Annotated in this window: 17 protein-coding genes; 6 read left to right on the top strand and 11 right to left on the bottom strand. The window is 55.9% G+C overall.

Features of this window, described 5'->3' with window-relative positions; translation table 11 throughout:
- Positions 1-91: 91 nt before the first annotated feature.
- The 8 genes from nudK to napF form a co-directional block, all read right to left on the bottom strand.
- Entirely contained in the window at positions 92-667 is a 576-nt protein-coding gene (gene nudK, locus E2L00_RS16295) for a GDP-mannose pyrophosphatase NudK (protein ID WP_167613482.1), read from the bottom strand.
- 112 nt (positions 668-779) lie between these two features.
- Complete coding sequence (gene napC / locus E2L00_RS16290) at positions 780-1,382, bottom strand: cytochrome c-type protein NapC (RefSeq protein ID WP_167613480.1); 603 nt, start codon at positions 1,380-1,382, stop codon at positions 780-782.
- Positions 1,383-1,390: 8 nt separating this feature from the next.
- A complete protein-coding gene (gene napB / locus E2L00_RS16285) occupies positions 1,391-1,840 on the bottom strand; it encodes a nitrate reductase cytochrome c-type subunit (protein WP_167613478.1) in 450 nt (149 codons plus the stop codon).
- Entirely contained in the window at positions 1,837-2,700 is an 864-nt protein-coding gene (gene napH / locus E2L00_RS16280) for a quinol dehydrogenase ferredoxin subunit NapH (RefSeq protein WP_167613476.1), read from the bottom strand. The genes napB and napH overlap by 4 nt, the downstream gene beginning before the upstream one ends.
- A complete protein-coding gene (napG, locus tag E2L00_RS16275) occupies positions 2,687-3,382 on the bottom strand; it encodes a ferredoxin-type protein NapG (protein ID WP_167613474.1) in 696 nt (231 codons plus the stop codon). The genes napH and napG overlap by 14 nt, the downstream gene beginning before the upstream one ends.
- A gap of 4 nt (positions 3,383-3,386) precedes the next feature.
- Positions 3,387-5,873 (bottom strand): nitrate reductase catalytic subunit NapA, encoded by a 2,487-nt coding sequence (napA, locus tag E2L00_RS16270; protein WP_167613472.1) that lies wholly within the window; start codon positions 5,871-5,873, stop codon positions 3,387-3,389.
- Entirely contained in the window at positions 5,870-6,136 is a 267-nt protein-coding gene (gene napD, locus E2L00_RS16265; protein WP_420808861.1) for a chaperone NapD, read from the bottom strand. The genes napA and napD overlap by 4 nt, the downstream gene beginning before the upstream one ends.
- Positions 6,123-6,614 (bottom strand): ferredoxin-type protein NapF, encoded by a 492-nt coding sequence (napF, locus tag E2L00_RS16260; RefSeq protein WP_167613468.1) that lies wholly within the window; start codon positions 6,612-6,614, stop codon positions 6,123-6,125. Before napF ends, napD begins: the two co-directional genes overlap by 14 nt.
- Before the next feature lie 386 nt (positions 6,615-7,000).
- On the opposite strand from napF, the gene narQ reads away from it, so the two are divergent.
- From narQ to acrD, 3 genes are all read left to right on the top strand, one after another.
- Positions 7,001-8,722: a nitrate/nitrite two-component system sensor histidine kinase NarQ gene (gene narQ, locus E2L00_RS16255; RefSeq protein ID WP_167613466.1), complete on the top strand. Its 1,722-nt coding sequence runs from the start codon at positions 7,001-7,003 to the stop codon at positions 8,720-8,722.
- Entirely contained in the window at positions 8,715-9,359 is a 645-nt protein-coding gene (narP, locus tag E2L00_RS16250) for a nitrate/nitrite response regulator protein NarP (protein ID WP_167613464.1), read from the top strand. The genes narQ and narP overlap by 8 nt, the downstream gene beginning before the upstream one ends.
- Positions 9,360-9,507: 148 nt before the next feature.
- Entirely contained in the window at positions 9,508-12,624 is a 3,117-nt protein-coding gene (gene acrD / locus E2L00_RS16245) for a multidrug efflux RND transporter permease AcrD (protein WP_167613462.1), read from the top strand.
- 106 nt (positions 12,625-12,730) lie between these two features.
- Here the strand turns inward: acrD and ypfM are convergent, their stop codons facing one another.
- A complete protein-coding gene (ypfM, locus tag E2L00_RS16240; RefSeq protein ID WP_087867655.1) occupies positions 12,731-12,790 on the bottom strand; it encodes a protein YpfM in 60 nt (19 codons plus the stop codon).
- Between the two features lie 526 nt (positions 12,791-13,316).
- On the opposite strand from ypfM, the gene E2L00_RS16235 reads away from it, so the two are divergent.
- From E2L00_RS16235 to E2L00_RS16225, 3 genes are all read left to right on the top strand, one after another.
- Positions 13,317-13,673, top strand: a complete 357-nt coding sequence (locus E2L00_RS16235) for an ArsC family reductase (RefSeq protein ID WP_167613460.1) — start codon at positions 13,317-13,319, stop codon at positions 13,671-13,673.
- A 4-nt stretch (positions 13,674-13,677) separates the two neighbouring features.
- Positions 13,678-14,805, top strand: coding sequence for a succinyl-diaminopimelate desuccinylase (dapE, locus tag E2L00_RS16230; protein WP_167613458.1), 1,128 nt, complete (start codon positions 13,678-13,680; stop codon positions 14,803-14,805).
- 133 nt (positions 14,806-14,938) lie between these two features.
- Entirely contained in the window at positions 14,939-15,130 is a 192-nt protein-coding gene (locus E2L00_RS16225) for a YpfN family protein (protein ID WP_167613456.1), read from the top strand.
- 39 nt (positions 15,131-15,169) lie between these two features.
- Here the strand turns inward: E2L00_RS16225 and ypfH are convergent, their stop codons facing one another.
- Together ypfH and E2L00_RS16215 are read right to left on the bottom strand one after the other, a co-directional pair.
- Positions 15,170-15,868, bottom strand: a complete 699-nt coding sequence (ypfH, locus tag E2L00_RS16220; RefSeq protein ID WP_167613454.1) for an esterase — start codon at positions 15,866-15,868, stop codon at positions 15,170-15,172.
- Between the two features lie 9 nt (positions 15,869-15,877).
- Positions 15,878-17,890: a tRNA(Met) cytidine acetyltransferase TmcA gene (locus E2L00_RS16215; RefSeq protein WP_167613452.1), complete on the bottom strand. Its 2,013-nt coding sequence runs from the start codon at positions 17,888-17,890 to the stop codon at positions 15,878-15,880.
- Positions 17,891-17,894: the final 4 nt, after the last annotated feature.

Raw genomic sequence — 17,894 nt, 5'->3', positions numbered from 1 at the left:
TCTTCGGCTTCTCAGTGTCCGTGCTCAATCGGATTTATCGGATAGAGTTGTACAAAAAATACATCAAATAAGTCGTTGAAATAAAAAATATTTATTCCATTATTTTGCGTAACTGTAGCTGTTGCAACAAAATAACCGTTTTACCGTCACGAATTTCACCGCTGTTTACCATCTCCAGCGCCTGGGCAAAGGGCAGCTCCAGCACGTCAATATCTTCGTCATCGATGCCACCGCCGGCGAATTCGCGCTGGGCGTCGGTATATGCGGCAAGATAAAAATAGATAAGCTCCGTTACGCCGCCTGGCGACATATAAAGCTCGAATAGCTTCTCGACTTCACCAACCAGATAGCCCGTTTCTTCCATCGCTTCTTTACGCGCGCAGACTTCCGGCTCGTCGGCGTCCAGCAGCCCTGCACAGGCTTCGATCAGCATGCCGTCCGCGTTGCCGTTAACCCAGGTCGCCACGCGGAACTGGCGAGTCAGCACAACGGTTTTCTTTTCACGGTTGTACAGCAAGATGGTCGCACCGTTACCGCGATCGTACACCTCGCGTTTATGGCGAATGGCTTCGGCTTCGTTGCGGGACAAATCGTAGGTGATGTTACGCAGGATGAAATAGTTATCTGAGAGGATCTTATCTTTGATGACTTCAATTTTTAACGACATGGGCTCTCCGCAGCGAGTCAGGGGAGCCGGATATCATAGGCGGTAATATGAGCTTTGTCGCGTAGGGTTTTTCCGGTTTCCCCTCTCCCCCGGAAGGGAAAGGGGAAAAATATCAAAAACCGTTTTTAACCCCGCTCATATCAGGAAGCTTATGCGCGATTCCCTTATGGCAGTCAATACAGGTTTGGCCGTCTTTAATTGCCTGGTCGTGCATCTTTGCCGCCACGGTTTTCTGTGCCGTGAGATCCATATAGTCAAAGTTATGGCAGTTACGGCACTCCTGCGAATTATTGTTCTTCATCCTTCGCCATTCGTTTTGCGCCATCGCCAGACGGTGGGTGTCGAACTTCTGCGGCGTGTCTATCAGGCCGAAAGCTTTTGCATACAGCTCCTTGCTGGCCTGAATTTTGCGAATCATCTTCGGCACCCATTCATGGGGCACGTGGCAATCCGGGCAGGTGGCCCGCACGCCGCTGCGGTTGTTGTAGTGCACCGTTTCCATGTACTCCTGGTAAACGTTGGCGCGCATTTCATGGCAGCCGATACAAAATTCTTCGCGGTTGCTCATTTCCATGCCGGTGTTAAATCCGCCCCAGAAAATGATGCCCGCAGCAAAACCAATCAGCAGCAACGTACCCAGCGCCAGACGGCTCGGACGACGCCACCACTGCCAGATACGACGAATGACGCCCGGCTTACGGTTTGATTTATCCATATTGGCCTCTAGTTCCCAAAACCTTTAGACGGCGAAAAAGTATTCTCGACGATAGGTGCGGCATCGGTTTGCGGCACATGGCATTGCAGGCAGAAATAACGGCGCGGGGCGACGTTAGAAAGGACTTTTCCATCGGCGTCCATAAAGTGCGTTGGGCTGATACGCGGCGCGCCCGTCGTGCGGTAATGCTCAACGCCGTGACATTGCAGACAGCGGTTAATATTGGTTGTGACCTGGTAGCCATCCACGCTGTGCGGGATCATCGGCGGCTGATTCACATAGTTCAGCGCCATACGTTCCTGCTGTTTTGGCATGCGTACCGAGCCTTCCGGCGTCCCCGACACTTCCGGCGACTGATTAAGATCCACGCCGTTCGCCGCCCATACCGCGCCGCTCACCACCAGGGCTAGCGCCGTCATCCATTGAAACAACGCCTTTGTCAGGACATGGCTTTTCATGATTTTGCTCCCGAACTCCATCGTATTGTTATTTTGAAAACGTCCTCGGGGCAGATGTCGATACAGCGACCGCAGTTCAGGCAGTCGCGGCTCGTCACTCGCGCCGGGCTGTGTTTATCCAGTACCGGGGCGCGCAGAACGTGCGGCTCCGGACAAACGTGAAAACAATCCATACAGCGGGTGCAGCGCTCGCGCCCGCAGGTTTTCACCTCAAGTACGCCTTTGCTGCCGATAGCGCCATAAAGCGCACCGAGCGGGCAGAGATGACCGCACCAGCCGTGTTCAACCACTGCTAAATCGAAGGTAAAAAGTGCCACCAGTAGCCAGATCCCCGTCCCGAAACCGAACACCAGGCCGCGTCCCATCAACGAAACCGGGTTGATCCATTCCCAGAGCAGCGTGCCGGTCAACGCGCTGCCCGCTAACACCAGCGCCAGCAGCAAATAGCGCAGCCAGCGAGGCAGCGTAGCCGAGGCGTTAAAGCCCGTTTTACGCCGCAGCCAGGCGGCAAGATCGGTGAGTGGATTAACCGGACAAACCCATCCGCAAAAGATTCTTTTGCCCAGCAGCGCATAGCCGCCTGCCACGATGCCCGCCCCGCTTAGCGCAAGCACGGCAGGAAGATGGCCGCTAAGCAGGCTTTGCAGCACCATCAACGGATCGCTTAACGGAACCGTATCCAGCAACAGGCTGCCGCTGTAATTACCATGCAGGATCCACACGCCCAACAACGGGCCACTGAGAAACAGCATCAGCACCACAAGCTGCGTGAAGCGACGCAGCAATAACCACTTATGGCTAAGCAGCCAGCCCTTTTTCGCAACGGCGTCGCGCCCGGCGTCCTGCTTATGGTTTGCCATCTTTTTCCTCCAGCCAGCCAAAGCGGTAATGGCGACCCACCTCCCCTTTTGCCATTGCGAGCGGCAGTACTTTTATCGCCGCCTGCTCCAGCACGCATGCCTGTTCGCACTTGCCGCAGCCGGTACAGGCATCGCTGTGTACGGTCGGCAAAAAACGCGCATGTTTACCGGTACGCGCGTTGCGTTCCGACTCAAGCGTGATGGCTTTGTCGATGGACGGACAGACGCGGTAGCAAACGTCGCAGCGCAGGCCCTGATAGTTCAGGCAGCTTTCGTGATCCAGCAGTACCGCAAGCCCCATGCGCGCATCGTCAATCGAGGCAATGTCGCTATCCAGCGCGCCGCTTGGGCAGGCTTTGGCGCAGGGAATGTCCTCGCACATTTCACAGGGGATATCCCGCGCCACGAAATAAGGCGTGCCCGCCGATAACCCGGAAGCCAGCGTGGCCAGCTTCAGCGTGTCGTAAGGGCAGGCCTGTACGCACTGGCCGCAGCGTATGCAGGCGCGGGAAAATGCTTCCTCACCCGGCGCGCCCGGCGGGCGCAGCCTTACACCCTGTGCCTTAGCGGTCTGCTGTTGCAGCCCCAGCACCACGGTGATGGCAGCAAGCCCGCCCGCTGCCCGCGCAACATCACGCAGAAAGCGGCGGCGTGCCGGTTGCGAAAGATCTGCCCGCAGCATCGCGTCACACCTTCGCCAGCTTCACGGCGCACTTCTTGAAATCCGTCTCTTTAGAGAGCGGGTCCGTCGCATCGAGCGTCAGGTTATTAACCAACTGCGCGGCGTCGAAGAACGGCATGTAAACCAGCCCCTGCGGCGGCTTATTGCGCCCGCGCGTTTCGACAATGGAAATAACTTCACCGCGACGGGAAACCACCTTCACTTTGTCGCCGCGCTTAAGTTCGCGCGCTTTCGCATCCAGAGGATGGATAAACAACACGGCTTCCGGGAAGGCGCGGTGCAATTCCGGCACGCGGCGCGTCATGCTGCCGGTGTGCCAGTGCTCCAGCACGCGACCGGTAGACAGCCACAGGTCATATTCTTTATTCGGCTCTTCTGCCGCAGGTTCAAACGGCAGCGCGAAGATCACCGCTTTGCCGTCCGGCTTGCCGTAGAATTTGAAGCCTTCTCCGGCTTTTACGTAGGGATCGTTACCTTCGCTGTAGCGCCACTGGGTTTCTTTACCGTCAACGACCGGCCAGCGCAGACCGCGCGCCTTGTGGTAGTCGTCGAAAGGCGCCAGGTCGTGACCGTGGCCGCGTCCGAATGCGGCATACTCCTCAAACAGCCCTTTTTGTAGATAGAAGCCCAGCTCGCGGGATTCATCGTTAAGCCGATCTTCTGCCAGTTCGCTTAGCGGGAACTTGCTCACCGCCTCGTTGGCGAACAGCACGTCGAACAGCGTTTTTCCACGGTATTCTGGTTTTTTATCGACCAGCTCCGCAGGCCACACTTCTTCAACCTTAAAGCGCTTAGCAAACTGCACCAGCTGCCAGAGATCCGACTTCGCCTCGCCGGGCGCCGGAACCTGCTGACGCCAGAACTGCGTGCGGCGCTCGGCGTTGCCGTAAGCCCCTTCTTTTTCCACCCACATGGCGGTAGGCAGGATCAGATCCGCCGCCAGCGCGCTAACGGTGGGATAGGGATCGGAGACGATGATGAAGTTGCGCGGATCGCGCCAGCCCGGCATACGCTCTTCATTAATGTTCGGCCCGGCCTGCATGTTGTTGTTACACATCACCCAGTAGACGTTCAGCTTGCCGTCTTTCAGCGCGCGGTCCTGCGCTACGGCATGCAGCCCCACTTTCGCCGGAATGGTGCCGGCAGGCAGCTTCCACATTTTTTCGGCGATGTCGCGATGCTTGTCGTTTGTTACCACCATATCCGCAGGCAGACGGTGCGAGAACGTCCCCACTTCGCGGGCGGTGCCGCAGGCGGAAGGCTGGCCCGTAAGCGAGAACGGGCCGCAGCCCGGCTGGGAGATTTTGCCGGTCAGCAGGTGCAGGTTATAAACGAGGTTGTTCGCCCAGACGCCACGCGTGTGCTGGTTAAAACCCATCGTCCAGTAAGAGATAACTTTCTTGTGCGGATCGGCGTACAGCTTCGCCAACGCTTCCAGCTGATCCTTCGGCACGCCGCTCATCTCAGCGGTTTTTTCCAGCGTGTACTCGGCAACAAAGGCTTTGTATTCGTCAAAGCTCATCGGCTCGGATGCATCGGAGCCCGGATTCTTCGCCGCTTTTTCCAGCGGGTGCGTTGGCCGCAGGCCGTAGCCGATATCCGTCACGCCTTTACGCAGATTCACGTGCTGCCTGAAGAACGACTCGTTTATCGCATCGTTCTGGATGATGTAATTGGCGATATAGTTAAGGATCGCCAGATCGCTTTGCGGCGTGAATACCATGCCGTTGTCCGCCAGCTCAAAGCTGCGGTGCTGGAAGGTGGAAAGCACGGCGACGTTGACGTTTTCATCGGACAGGCGGCGGTTGGTGATGCGCGACCATAATATCGGGTGCATCTCCGCCATGTTGGCGCCCCAGAGCACGAAGGCGTCGGCCTGCTCGATATCGTCATAGCAGCCCATCGGCTCATCCATACCAAAGGTGCGCATGAAGCCGACCACCGCAGAAGCCATGCAGTGGCGCGCGTTAGGGTCGAGGTTATTTGAACGGAAACCGGCTTTAAACAGCTTCGCCGCCGCATAGCCTTCCCAGACGGTCCACTGGCCGGAGCCAAACATGCCGATGGCCTCCGGCCCTTTGGCTTTCAGGCTGGTTTTAAATTTCTCTGCCATGATGTCGAAGGCCTGCTCCCAGCTAACGGGAGCGAATTCACCTTCTTTATCGTAACGGCCCTCTTTCATGCGCAGCAGCGGCTGGGTCAGACGATCTTTTCCGTACATGATTTTTGGCAGGAAATAGCCTTTAATGCAGTTCAGTCCCCGGTTAACCGGGGCATCAGGATCGCCCTGGCTTGCCACGACACGGCCATTCTGCGTCCCCACCAGCACGCCGCAGCCCGTCCCGCAGAAGCGGCATGGCGCTTTATCCCACCTGATAGCATCCTGTTTTCCGACAACCGCGCGTGCCGCGCCCGGCACGCTCAGGCCTGCCGCCGCTGCGGCTGCCGCGACGGCGTTCGCTTTCATAAAACTACGACGACTGAGTTTCATGGTGTTTCCTCACCTTCCTCATCCTGCTGGTGATAAACCAGCGATACCGCCAGCACGTTTGCAACGTTGCGTGCCGACTCAATTTGCCTGAGCAGCGCATCGCTACACGCTGCCTCCATCACCACTACCAGCTTGCCGTGTTCAGCATCGCTGGCGGTGACCTCGCTACCGGAAAGCTCGCTCAGGGCGGCGCTAACGGCAGGAATATGTTGGGGATGCGCCTGTACGACCAGGCCACAGACGTGCCAGCTAGTTTGCATCAGCGTGCCTCATCGTCAGCGCGGATACCGGACATCCGGCGATACAGCCACCGCACGCGTTGCATGCGGAGCGGTTAAGTTGGGGTAACGAGATCCCCTGTGCCGAAGGGAAAAAAGCGATGGCCTGCATTTCGCAAGCGTCCTGACAGCTGCGGCATTCCACCCCGGCCCGAGCCAGGCAGGCGTCGCTGATAGAAAGAGTGTGTTCCCATGGTGCAGCTTCGCGGTGCTGGAAAAGCCGCTGCGGGCAAGCGTCTGCGCAGGCAGAGCAGAACGTGCATTCACCTTTGCTGAAGTCGATTTCAGGGTATCCGCCTCTTCCGCGCCGCAAAATACGGGTTTCGCAAACCGGCAGGCAGGCATCACAGCGAAGACATTCCGTCAGAAAATGTTGCTCGTCCCCGCTCCATGGGGGACGAAAAGCCGTCGCGTTACCGCGCCATTTACCGGTCAATAATCCACGTCGGGAAAGTTCAGCCATTGGGTACATCCTTGCGTCACAAACGCCGCCCTACGAGTAGAAGGCCAGCAAAAACATCGTTGTTATTTCCGTAGTTTTCTACGGGTTTTTATCGGGGATTACGTTATGTGACAAAGGGGTGGTAGAGGCATCCCTCTAAAGGGGTAAATGCCGTTGTGGGATCAAAAAGGAATGCGGTTTGGGGAACGTAAAGCCGCCCGCCTCTTAGCACAACGGCTTTATAGAGGTGGAATGTAACTCCAATGAGAAGATTCTGATCGCTGAGCGTTAACCGTAACGTTCAGTTTTGGAACATGGGCCGAAATAATCACAACAAGCGTTTGAGCAAGCGTGCCTTTCTGATACGTTTCGCCCACCGTGGATTTTAAGAGGTTATTCGTCCTGTGATGGCGCAACGCTCGGTCCGGGCAAGCCTTGCCCGCGCATTCCTTTATATCGTCCTGCTGTCGTTGCTCTCAACGGGCATTGCAATCCTGACGCTTGCCAGCAGCTTACGGGATGCAGAGGCGATCAACGTGGCGGGTTCGCTGCGCATGCAAAGCTATCGACTTGGCTACGATTTACAGGGCGATCGCGCGCACCTGGACGAACATCTTGCGCAATACAATCGGTCGTTGCGCGCCGAAGCTCTGCTCAACCCAGGCCGTTTTTGGGTGCCGGAAGAAGTGCGTGAGCGATACAACGCCATTAGCGACGCCTGGCGCAATATGGAACATCATGTCCGCCTGGGTGACACAAACTGGTATCACGCTAATATCGCAAGCTACGTGGCGCAAATCGATCCGTTTGTGCTGGCGCTTCAGCATTACGCCGAGCGAAAAATGATGCAGGTCGTTGCCACGTCGGTAGTGGGATTCATCGCCATTTTTACGCTGGTCTTTTTTACGCTTCGCCGCTTCCGCCGCCAGGTTGTCGCCCCGCTCAAAAAGCTGATGCTCGCCAGCGAATCTGTCGAACGTGGCGAGTTCGATCATCCTCCTCTTGATACCAGCCTGCCTAATGAAATTGGCCTGCTTGCACACACCTTCACACGCATGGCGGACGAACTGCGACGACTTTACCGTTCCCTTGAAGATAAGGTGCAGCAAAAAACGCTGAGCCTGCAGGAAGCAAATCGTACGCTTGAAGTCCTCTATTCCTGCTCGCAGGCGCTGAACGTCAGCACTATCGACAGGCATTGTTTTATGCAGATCCTTCAGCTTGTTCGCCAGCAGGAAAAGGTGGATTACCTTGAGATGCAGGTGGGGGAAAACTGGTTATTATGCGAAGGCACACCGCAGGAGTCTGTTCCCTGGCAATCGGTAGCCATCGAGCAACAGGACGGTGAGTCAGGTCAGCTCCGCTGGCAGGCTTCTGCCAGCTCGCCACCCATGCCGCTGATGCAAAGCGTGGCGACCATGCTCGGGCGAGGCCTTTATTTCAACCAGGCGCAAAAACATTATCAGCAGCTGTTGCTGATGCAGGAACGAGCGACTATCGCCCGCGAGCTTCACGATTCCCTCGCACAGGTGCTCTCTTATTTGCGAATACAGCTCACGCTGCTTAAGCGTGCGGTGCCCGAAGAAAATGCACGCGCGCAAAGGATAATCGGCGATTTTTCACAGGCGCTAAACGATGCCTACCGGCAATTACGGGAATTGCTGACAACGTTCCGTCTGACGTTACAACAGGCCGATCTGCCCGCGGCGCTGCAGGAGATGATGGCCCCGCTTCGCCAACAAACGGATGCAACGATTCGCCTCGACTGTAGAATGCCCACTCAGGCGCTGGATGCGCAGCAGCAGGTGCATCTGCTGCAAATTATTCGTGAAGCCGTGCTAAACGCTATTAAACATGCGGATGCGCAAGAGATATCAATCACCTGCACCACCTCTTCTACCGGCGAACACGCTGCGGTTATTCTGGATAATGGCAAGGGAATTGCGAGCCTGAGCGAGCCGGAAGGTCATTATGGCCTGAATATAATGCACGAGCGCGCCGCCCAGCTGGGTGGTCAATTAACCATTTCCCGCCCCGCACAGGGTGGAACGCTGATTACGGTGACCTTTCGTTCGTCAGCGTCAGATAATAACGATAATGATAAAAATAGCAGGAGCAGCGATGAGTAAGAGAAACGTCTTTGAGGTATTGATAGTTGACGATCATCCGTTGATGCGGCGGGGCATACGCCAGCTGCTGGAGATGGACGACGGTTTCGTCGTGGTCGGTGAAGCATGCAGCGGCACCGAAGCCATTAGTCTGGCAAACCGGCTGGACCCCGATCTCATCCTGCTGGATTTGAATATGAAAGGACTGAGCGGACTGGATACGCTCAATGCCCTGCGTCGGGAAGGCGTCAGCGCCCGCATTATCGTCCTGACGGTTTCTGACTCTCGCAGCGATGTCTTCGCCTTGATTGATGCCGGTGCCGATGGCTACTTGCTCAAAGATAGCGAGCCGGAAATGTTACTGGATGATATACGCCGTGGAGCAGAAGGCGGCGAAGCTTTTAGCGCACAGGTCGCCGAGCATTTGCGCACCCGGGGAATACACAAACGCAGCGGCGCACCTTTCGCCACGCTGACCGAACGCGAGCTGGACGTTTTGCAGGAAGTGGCAAGAGGCCTGTCTAACAAGCAGATCGCAGCCGGTCTGCATATTTCCGAGGAGACGGTAAAAGTCCACGTACGTAATTTATTACGTAAACTTCAGGTGCATTCACGCGTGGCGGCGACGGTGTTATTTCTGGAAAGCCGAGGCGTTTAACGCCTTGAATGTGGCAGCCTGCATCAATAGCGCGCTAAGATAATTTACACTATCTTCTCAATTTCTCCACGTTTGGTCCTGAGGTTAAGGCTACAGTGACCGCAGCCCCCATAATAACAATCTGAAGCGCTTACGAGGTTCCATCCAGATGGCGAATTTTTTTATCAGCCGCCCCATTTTTGCCTGGGTGCTGGCCATTATTTTGTGCCTCACCGGCGTGCTTGCTATTTTCTCTCTTCCCGTTGAGCAATATCCCGACCTCGCGCCGCCAAACGTGCGCATTACCGCCAACTATCCGGGGGCTTCCGCCCAAACCCTGGAAAACACCGTTACCCAGGTCATCGAACAAAATCTGACCGGCATCGACAACCTGATGTATATGTCGTCGCAAAGCAGCAACACCGGGCAAGCCACGATCATGCTGAACTTTAAAGCCGGCACCGATCCGAATGAAGCCGTACAGCAGGTACAAAATCAGCTACAGTCTGCGCTGCGTAAACTGCCGCAGGCCGTACAGACTCAGGGAGTCACGGTAAGGAAAACCGGAGATACCAATATCCTGATGGTGGCCTTCGTTTCCACCGATGGCAGCATGGATAAACAGGATATCGCCGACTACGTGGCGAGTAATATCCAGGATCCTCTCAGCCGTATTAACGGCGTCGGAGACGTGGATGCTTACGGCTCCCAGTATTCTATGCGTATCTGGCTCAACCCAACCAAACTCACCGGTTTACAGCTAACCACGCAGGATGTGGTCGATGCGATTAACGCGCAGAACGCGCAGGTCGCCGTTGGGCAACTGGGTGGAACGCCGTCCGTTGACCTTCAGGCCTTAAACGCGACCATTAATTCCCAGTCTTTGCTGCAAACGCCACAGCAATTTAAGGACATCACGCTGCGTGTGAATCAGGACGGTTCGCTGGTGACGCTGGGCGATGTGGCTGAGGTGGAGCTGGGCGCAGAGAAATATGATTACCTGAGCCGCTACAACGGCCAGGCGGCTTCTGGCCTTGGCATTAAACTCGCCTCGGGCGCGAATGAGATGGAGACGGATAAACTCGCCCGCGCCAAAATTGAAGAGCTGTCTCAGTTTTTCCCGCGCGGGCTGGAAGCGAAAATTGCCTATGAAACTACGCCGTTCGTAAAGGCCTCTATCAAAGACGTGGTAAAAACGCTGCTGGAAGCCATCCTGCTGGTGTTCCTCGTCATGTACCTGTTTTTGCAAAACTTCCGCGCAACGCTCATTCCTACTATCGCCGTGCCCGTGGTGCTGCTGGGCACCTTCTCGGTGCTCTACGCCTTCGGCTACAGCGTTAATACGCTCACGATGTTCGCCATGGTGCTGGCCATTGGGCTACTGGTGGATGACGCCATCGTGGTGGTGGAGAACGTTGAACGCATCATGAGCGAAGAAGGTCTGTCGCCCATAGAGGCAACCCGCAAGTCGATGGGCCAGATACAGGGTGCGCTGGTGGGAATCGCGATGGTGCTTTCCGCCGTATTCGTGCCGATGGCTTTCTTCGGCGGCACCACGGGCGCTATTTATCGTCAGTTCTCGATCACCATAGTTTCGGCCATGGTGCTCTCTGTGCTGGTGGCGATGATCCTTACGCCTGCGCTTTGCGCCACGTTACTTAAGCCCTTAAATAAAGGCGAGCATCACGGCCAGAAAGGCTTTTTCGGCTGGTTTAACCGCATGTTCAACCGTAATGCCGCGCGATACGAAAACAAAGTAGGTAAAATCCTGGCACGCAGCGCACGGTGGATGCTGATTTACGTGCTGCTGCTGGGCGGAATGGTATTTCTGTTCCTTCGGTTGCCAACCTCATTCCTGCCGTTAGAAGACCGCGGGGTGTTCACCACTTCCGTTCAGCTCCCGAGCGGTGCAACGCAGCAGCAGACGCTGAAGGTCGTTGCGGATATCGAACAGTATTACCTGACTAAAGAAAAAGATAACGTGCTATCGGTCTTCTCCACCGTGGGCGCCGGACCCGGCGGGAACGGGCAGAACGTGGCGCGAATGTTTGTGCGCCTGAAAGACTGGGAAGAGCGCGATACGGACACGGGCAGCTCTTTCGCCATTATCGAGCGGGCCACTAAGGCCTTCCGTAACATCAAAGAAGCACGCGTTATCGCCAGCAGCCCACCGGCCATCAGCGGTCTGGGCAACGCAGCCGGTTTTGATATGGAGCTGCAGGATCACGGCGGCGCCGGGCACGATGCGCTTATGAACGCGCGCGATCGGCTGCTCAACCTGGCCGACAATGAACCGGGGTTGACCCGCGTTCGTCATAATGGCCTGGACGATAGCCCGCAGATGCAGATAGATATCGATCAGCGTAAAGCGCAGGCGCTGGGCGTTTCGATCGACGATATCAACGACACCCTGCAAACGGCCTGGGGTTCCAGCTATGTGAACGACTTTATGGATCGCGGCCGCGTGAAAAAAGTCTATGTGCAGGCCGCCGCTAAATATCGCATGCTGCCGGAAGATGTAAACCAGTGGTATGTGCGTAACAAAGACGGCGGCATGGTGCCTTTCTCCGCCTTCTCTTCTTCCCGGTGGACAACGGGTTCGCCTCGTCTGGAACGCTACAACGGTTATTCTGCCGTAGAGATCGTGGGCGAGGCCGCAGCTGGCGTGAGTACCGGTACGGCTATGCAGATAATGGAAGGCCTGGTGAATAAGCTGCCAAATGGGTTCGGGCTTGAATGGACGGGCATGTCTTATCAGGAGCGGCTTTCGGGCGCGCAGGCGCCAGCGTTATATGCGGTATCGCTACTGGTGGTCTTCTTATGTCTTGCCGCACTCTATGAAAGCTGGTCGGTGCCGTTCTCCGTTATGCTCGTCGTACCGCTAGGCGTAATCGGCGCCCTGCTCGCCACCTGGATGCGGGGGCTTGAGAATGACGTCTACTTCCAGGTTGGGTTACTTACCGTTATTGGCCTGTCGGCGAAGAATGCGATATTGATCGTTGAGTTTGCCAATGACCTGAACGCCCAGGGGCGGGATCTGATCGCTGCCACCCTCGATGCCTGCCGCCAGCGTTTACGGCCGATTCTGATGACGTCGCTGGCCTTTATCTTCGGCGTGCTGCCAATGGCAACCAGCAGCGGCGCAGGCTCCGGCAGCCAGCATGCGGTGGGCACGGGTGTGATGGGCGGCATGATTTCAGCGACGGTGCTGGCAATATTCTTTGTGCCGCTGTTCTTTGTGCTGGTGCGTCGCCGCTTCCCGCTTAAAGAGCCGCACGAAGGCTGAAGTCAAAGAGACAACAAAAAAGGCGGCCTATTCGGTCGCCTTTTTCAGCTGTGCTCACAGTAATATTCAAATAAGCACAATGCGCTCTTGCAGTTTTCTGGTCAGATCATTTACGAAGCATATCTTCAATGAAATCTTTCCAGTTCCCCAGTTCATGTTCAATCATAACAGCCTCTCTTATAATTGCTTTAATTATACGCAAACTAACCCGTGGAGTGAAGCTATACTAGCCTGCTCTTTTTGCGTTCATTCCCACATATATATTGCTGTTGCGTAGGGTTTAATTTTAACGCGTGCGTTGTTTATTAATGTGACGGAGCACCTGGAACAAAAGGTTTCTTCTGTTTTAAGAAATTTCGCGGATAAGGCAGCGCAGGCGCGCCAGCAGCCATGCTGACGGCATTAACCGGAGATAACGGGTAAAATAACGGCGTCGAAAATATTATTAAAGATAATTTACTCTTCAATTTCAGATAAGGGAACATTCTGTCAGCACGATGAACTGTAACTTTCATTTGAAATGAGGCTGCGTATCTGATGAATTTTTATTCGAAAGAGGTCATAATGATTATATTCTGTGACGATAAAAGTAGCATTTAGATTATATTTTTCCCTCGTACTTTATTATCGTTTAGCATCATTCTAATTATCTGATTAAAAAATCAGAGTCTCGACAAAAGGACTGAAAGCACGTGATTATTCTTTACGGCATTAAAAACTGCGACACCATTAAGAAAGCGCGCCGCTGGCTGGAAACTCAAGGCGTTGAATATCAGTTTCATGACTACCGTGCAGACGGCCTGGACGCCGATTTACTTAACGGCTTTATCACAGAGCTGGGATGGGAAGCGCTGCTGAACACGCGCGGCACCACCTGGCGTAAGCTGGATGAAGCACGTCGCGAATCCATTAAAGACGCGCAGTCGGCGGCCATATTAATGTCCGAAATGCCCGCAATCATCAAACGCCCATTGCTCTGCGTGCCCGGGCAGCCTATGCTGCTGGGTTTCAATGAGTCGAACTATCAGCAGTTTATCAACGAGGTATAGTCTTATGTCCTGCCCGGTTATTGAGCTGACGCAACAGCTTATCCGCCGCCCTTCCCTGAGCCCCGACGATGCAGGTTGTCAGACGCTGCTCATTGAGCGGCTACGCGCTATCGGTTTTACCGTTGAGCATATGGATTTTGGCGACACGCAAAACTTCTGGGCATGGAAAGGACAGGGCGAAACGCTGGCGTTTGCGGGTCATACCGACGTCGTGCCGTCCGGCGATGCGGACCGCTGGATAAACCCACCTTTCGAGCCAACCATTCGCGACGGCATGCTGTTTGGCCGGGGCGCTGCGGATATGAAAGGGTCGCTTGCGGCGATGGTGGTGGCAGCCGAACGTTTTGTGGCCCAGCACCCGAACCATAAAGGCCGCCTGGCGTTTCTTATCACTTCCGATGAAGAAGCCAGCGCCAAAAACGGCACCGTAAAAGTGGTAGAAGCGCTGATGGAGCGCCGCGAGCGTCTCGATTATTGCCTGGTGGGCGAACCTTCCAGTACCGAGGTTGTAGGCGACGTGGTGAAAAACGGTCGTCGCGGGTCGCTGACCTGCAACCTGACGCTTCATGGCGTACAGGGACACGTTGCCTATCCGCATCTGGCGGATAATCCGGTTCACCGCGCAGCGCCGATGCTAAGCGAGCTGGTGGCTATTGAGTGGGACAAAGGTAACGAGTTTTTCCCGGCGACCAGCATGCAGATTGCCAACATACAGGCCGGCACCGGCAGCAACAACGTCATTCCAGGCGATATGTTTGTGCAGTTTAACTTCCGCTTCAGCACCGAGCTGACCGATGCGGCCATTAAACAACGCGTGATAGCCCTGCTTGAAAAATACCAGCTGCGCTACACGCTGGACTGGTGGCTTTCCGGCCAGCCGTTCCTTACCTCACGCGGCAAGCTTGTCGATGCGGTGGTGAACGCCGTTGAGCACTATAATGAAATAAGACCGCAGCTTTTAACCACCGGCGGCACGTCCGATGGACGTTTTATCGCACGTATGGGCGCACAGGTGGTGGAGCTTGGGCCGGTGAACGCGACCATTCATAAGATTAATGAGTGCGTTAACGCCGCCGACCTGCAGCTGCTTGCCCGCATGTACCAACGTATTATGGAACAGCTTGTCGCCTGACGGGCGCCATTTAAATTAATCTCGCCAAAGTAACTGGCGTTGTAGCAAGAGAGTCCGGGAGCTTATCCCGCTAAAGTAACTTGGGCTAACGCCGCAACGACGCCAGCCAAGAAGGCGAAAGAGAGGTAGTAGCATGGAATGGCTATCGCATTACTGGTGGGTTATCGTACTGGTGCTGTTGCTGGGCATCTTCCTTAATGTCATTAAGGATCTGAAACGTATCGACCCGAAAAAATACATGGCGAACAAACCCGATCTGCCTCCGCATCGTGATTTTAACGACAAGTGGGATGACGAGGACGACTGGCCGAAGAAAAAGCCTTAAGTTCAATAATCACGTCGGGTGGCGCTGCGCTTGCCCGGCTTACATAAATTCAACGATATCGTCGTCTTTCGGTTTGCCAGCGCTTAGCGCCTCGTCAAAGTAGTGCTTCGGCACCGTATAACGCAGGTGGTTAAGCGCAACCTGAATGCTGCGCTCATCAATGGCGTGGCCCAAATCCTCGATCACGTCCAGCGTGAAATCCCCGCCGACACGTTCGAGCGCCTCCGATGCCTCAAATGCGTGCTTCACATTAATCACATTGTCTTCATCGCCGTGAATCAGATGGAAGGTTGTGGCCGCCGACACCCGCTGTGGAAGTTCTGCATAGCGCCCGTTAAAGGCCACTACGCGAGCGGCGAGTTCCGGTTCGGCTTTACTTCCTTCAAGCGCCATTGTTGCCCCCTGCGAGAAGCCTATCAGCGCCGTAGCGCTGGCGGGAACACCACTTTGTTTCTGCCAGTAGCGCACTACTTCAATAAACGTCGGCATGACGGCATCAATACGGCCCTGACGGTTTTCTTCCGTCACGCCAGTCGTTGAAAACCATTCACGTCCCTGATGCGGACCGCTCGGCGTCGGGCCGCCAATGCTCACGACTAAAGCGTCAGGAAACTGGGGCGCAAACCAGCTGCCGATTTCACCCATAGCGACGGGGTTATCGCCCACGCCGTGAAACAGCAACAGTAATTGTTTTGCCGCTGCGGAGGGACTCTGAACAACAACATGCTCGTGTTTCATGGTATCTCCTTAGGTTTCTGAAGCTATTAATTGTAGTTGCAAAAGAAAATCTTTGAGCGCAACGCACTGTGGCGCATCAAGTTTTTCAAACGCCTGCTGAACCTCCTGCCGCATCGCTGCCAGTAACGCTTTACGCCCGGAAAGGTGAAGATCCTTGCACAGCGCCTCCACCCCAAGCCTGTGCTGAACCCTGCCACGTAAAGCCTTCAACGGCAGATCGCAGGCGGTCAGCAGACGATTGAGTGACCCCCGGCAGGCTTCCAGCGGACGGTGCGCAAACGCAAATCCAGCCAGTTCAAGCCAGTCATCACCGTTTAGCGTAGTCGCTGGCCGAGATGTGATGGGTAAAGGCCTGGCGATCCACGGCTGCTGGTAAATGAAATCTCGCTGCAGGCGCAGATGTTCGTGCCGGGTGAGCGCGACGCCGGCATCGCTCAGCGGTAACAGCGCCATCGCCGTGTAGCAACCGCTGCTGGCTTCACGATGGCTCCCGACGCGTACCAGCACAAACCCACAGCTTTCCCAGAAGCGCCACAGCTCGTCGGTAAAGCCAAAACTTACCGACAGATAATCAACGTCCGGCTGCGCACCCGCTTTCGCCATCGCCATCATCTGCTGCCCTAACTGTTGCCGCTGACGTAACGGATGCACGGCAATACGGCTTACGCGCAGCCCCTTTAAAGTCGCGGCCAGCGGGCTGCCGCCGTGGGCAGAAAGTGATTGCGCGACAAGGTTCCCACGCGGCCGACGGAAACCAGCCCATACCGCCCGACTGAGATTTTCATCCAGCCCGCCTTCTTCCACCAGCCAGGCTGCACCAACGGTTTCTCCGCCACAGCTAGCGGCAATGAAATGTTGTCCCCGGGCATCGAGCATACGCCGCCAGTCCAGCGGCGAGGTGCGGTAGTGGGCACCAGAAAGCAAACGATACATCTGCTGAAGCTGGTCGACCTCGCATTGTGCAACTGAGTTCAGCGTGGCCGCTCCCTGGGCAACATGATTTAAGTCTGCTTCCTCAAACAGCAAAATACTGTCGATTAACGACTCCAGAGGATCGCGCTGTGCCCAACGAATGGGGGCTGAAAGAGAGTAACGAGTAAGAGAATCGATGCCCGCGCAGAACTTCAGTAAGAATCCCCTCCCGGTACCTTCGTATCCCTGAACCGTGGTGGTAAGCAGCGTGCGCGGGAAACGGGCAACCAGCTGGCGCAGCTGCGGCGCCGGTAACGCAGCGGCCTCATCAATAATTAACCACTGCGCATCCTGCTCTTCCGGCTGGGCCAGTAGCGCATCAGGGGCGATAAAATTGAATTTTTCGCCCGCGTGTAATGCCAGCACGTCTGTCGCTGCCCGCGTCGGTGCCGTCACCAGCGCTTTGCCAGAAAGGCTTCTCAGCAGCATACCTGCAAGCGCAGACTTTCCTCTGCCGCGCGGGGCTGTAACCACGGCTACGCCTGGCGGCATGGATTGCAGTGCGGAAAGAATGTCGGCCTGCTCTCGTTCAGGCGCACCGTTTGCGGGATGCCAGGGCACGCGCGGCCGAAACTCAGGTAAGCGAAACGGTTGATGCTGGCGCCAGAGATAAGATTCGCTATCGGCAAGCACGCAGCGCTGGAGATGCGCGATAAAATTCGGCGTGGCAATGGGCTGGGGGCAATCGCTCCAGCGGCAGGAGTCCGCATCGGGAAGTCCCGGCCAGCGGAGCCAGTCGGGCGCCAGCATAACCAGCCAGCTACCGGCTTTTAGCGTTCCGGCAAGGGCCGCGAGCGCTTCCGCGTCCAGCCCGCAGCGGGCGTCAAAAACCGCATGGAGAAACTCCCGGCCAAGCAGCGTGCGCATGGCCGATGGCGCGCAGTTCAGCGGAAGCTCAGGCGCCGCGCCAACCCATAGCCAGTCGCCGGAAAGCTGACCGGTCAGCAAGCTTATCTGCTGGCTGCTCCACGCGGCTTCGCCCGCAACAATAAGCAGACGTCGAATACCGGTGCTGGCCATATCGGCCGTGGCAAGTCGAAGCTGTTCCATGCCT

The sequence above is a fragment of the Cedecea colo genome, from assembly GCF_011808225.1.
In the GTDB taxonomy this organism is placed as follows: Bacteria; Pseudomonadota; Gammaproteobacteria; order Enterobacterales; family Enterobacteriaceae; genus Dryocola; species Dryocola colo.
Note: the sequence above shows the minus strand (reverse complement) of the source record. Positions and strands in the feature narration are given on the sequence as shown.

Bases quoted from the DNA above. Each gene is read 5' to 3' on its own strand.
- nudK (WP_167613482.1), bottom strand. From the start codon at position 667: ATGTCGTTAAAAATTGAAGTCATCAAAGATAAGATCCTCTCAGATAAC.
- napC (WP_167613480.1), bottom strand. From the start codon at position 1,382: ATGGATAAATCAAACCGTAAGCCGGGCGTCATTCGTCGTATCTGGCAG.
- napB (WP_167613478.1), bottom strand. From the start codon at position 1,840: ATGAAAAGCCATGTCCTGACAAAGGCGTTGTTTCAATGGATGACGGCG.
- napH (WP_167613476.1), bottom strand. From the start codon at position 2,700: ATGGCAAACCATAAGCAGGACGCCGGGCGCGACGCCGTTGCGAAAAAG.
- napG (WP_167613474.1), bottom strand. From the start codon at position 3,382: ATGCTGCGGGCAGATCTTTCGCAACCGGCACGCCGCCGCTTTCTGCGT.
- napA (WP_167613472.1), bottom strand. From the start codon at position 5,873: ATGAAACTCAGTCGTCGTAGTTTTATGAAAGCGAACGCCGTCGCGGCA.
- napF (WP_167613468.1), bottom strand. From the start codon at position 6,614: ATGGCTGAACTTTCCCGACGTGGATTATTGACCGGTAAATGGCGCGGT.
- narQ (WP_167613466.1), top strand. From the start codon at position 7,001: ATGGCGCAACGCTCGGTCCGGGCAAGCCTTGCCCGCGCATTCCTTTAT.
- narP (WP_167613464.1), top strand. From the start codon at position 8,715: ATGAGTAAGAGAAACGTCTTTGAGGTATTGATAGTTGACGATCATCCG.
- acrD (WP_167613462.1), top strand. From the start codon at position 9,508: ATGGCGAATTTTTTTATCAGCCGCCCCATTTTTGCCTGGGTGCTGGCC.
- dapE (WP_167613458.1), top strand. From the start codon at position 13,678: ATGTCCTGCCCGGTTATTGAGCTGACGCAACAGCTTATCCGCCGCCCT.
- E2L00_RS16225 (WP_167613456.1), top strand. From the start codon at position 14,939: ATGGAATGGCTATCGCATTACTGGTGGGTTATCGTACTGGTGCTGTTG.
- ypfH (WP_167613454.1), bottom strand. From the start codon at position 15,868: ATGAAACACGAGCATGTTGTTGTTCAGAGTCCCTCCGCAGCGGCAAAA.
- E2L00_RS16215 (WP_167613452.1), bottom strand. From the start codon at position 17,890: ATGGAACAGCTTCGACTTGCCACGGCCGATATGGCCAGCACCGGTATT.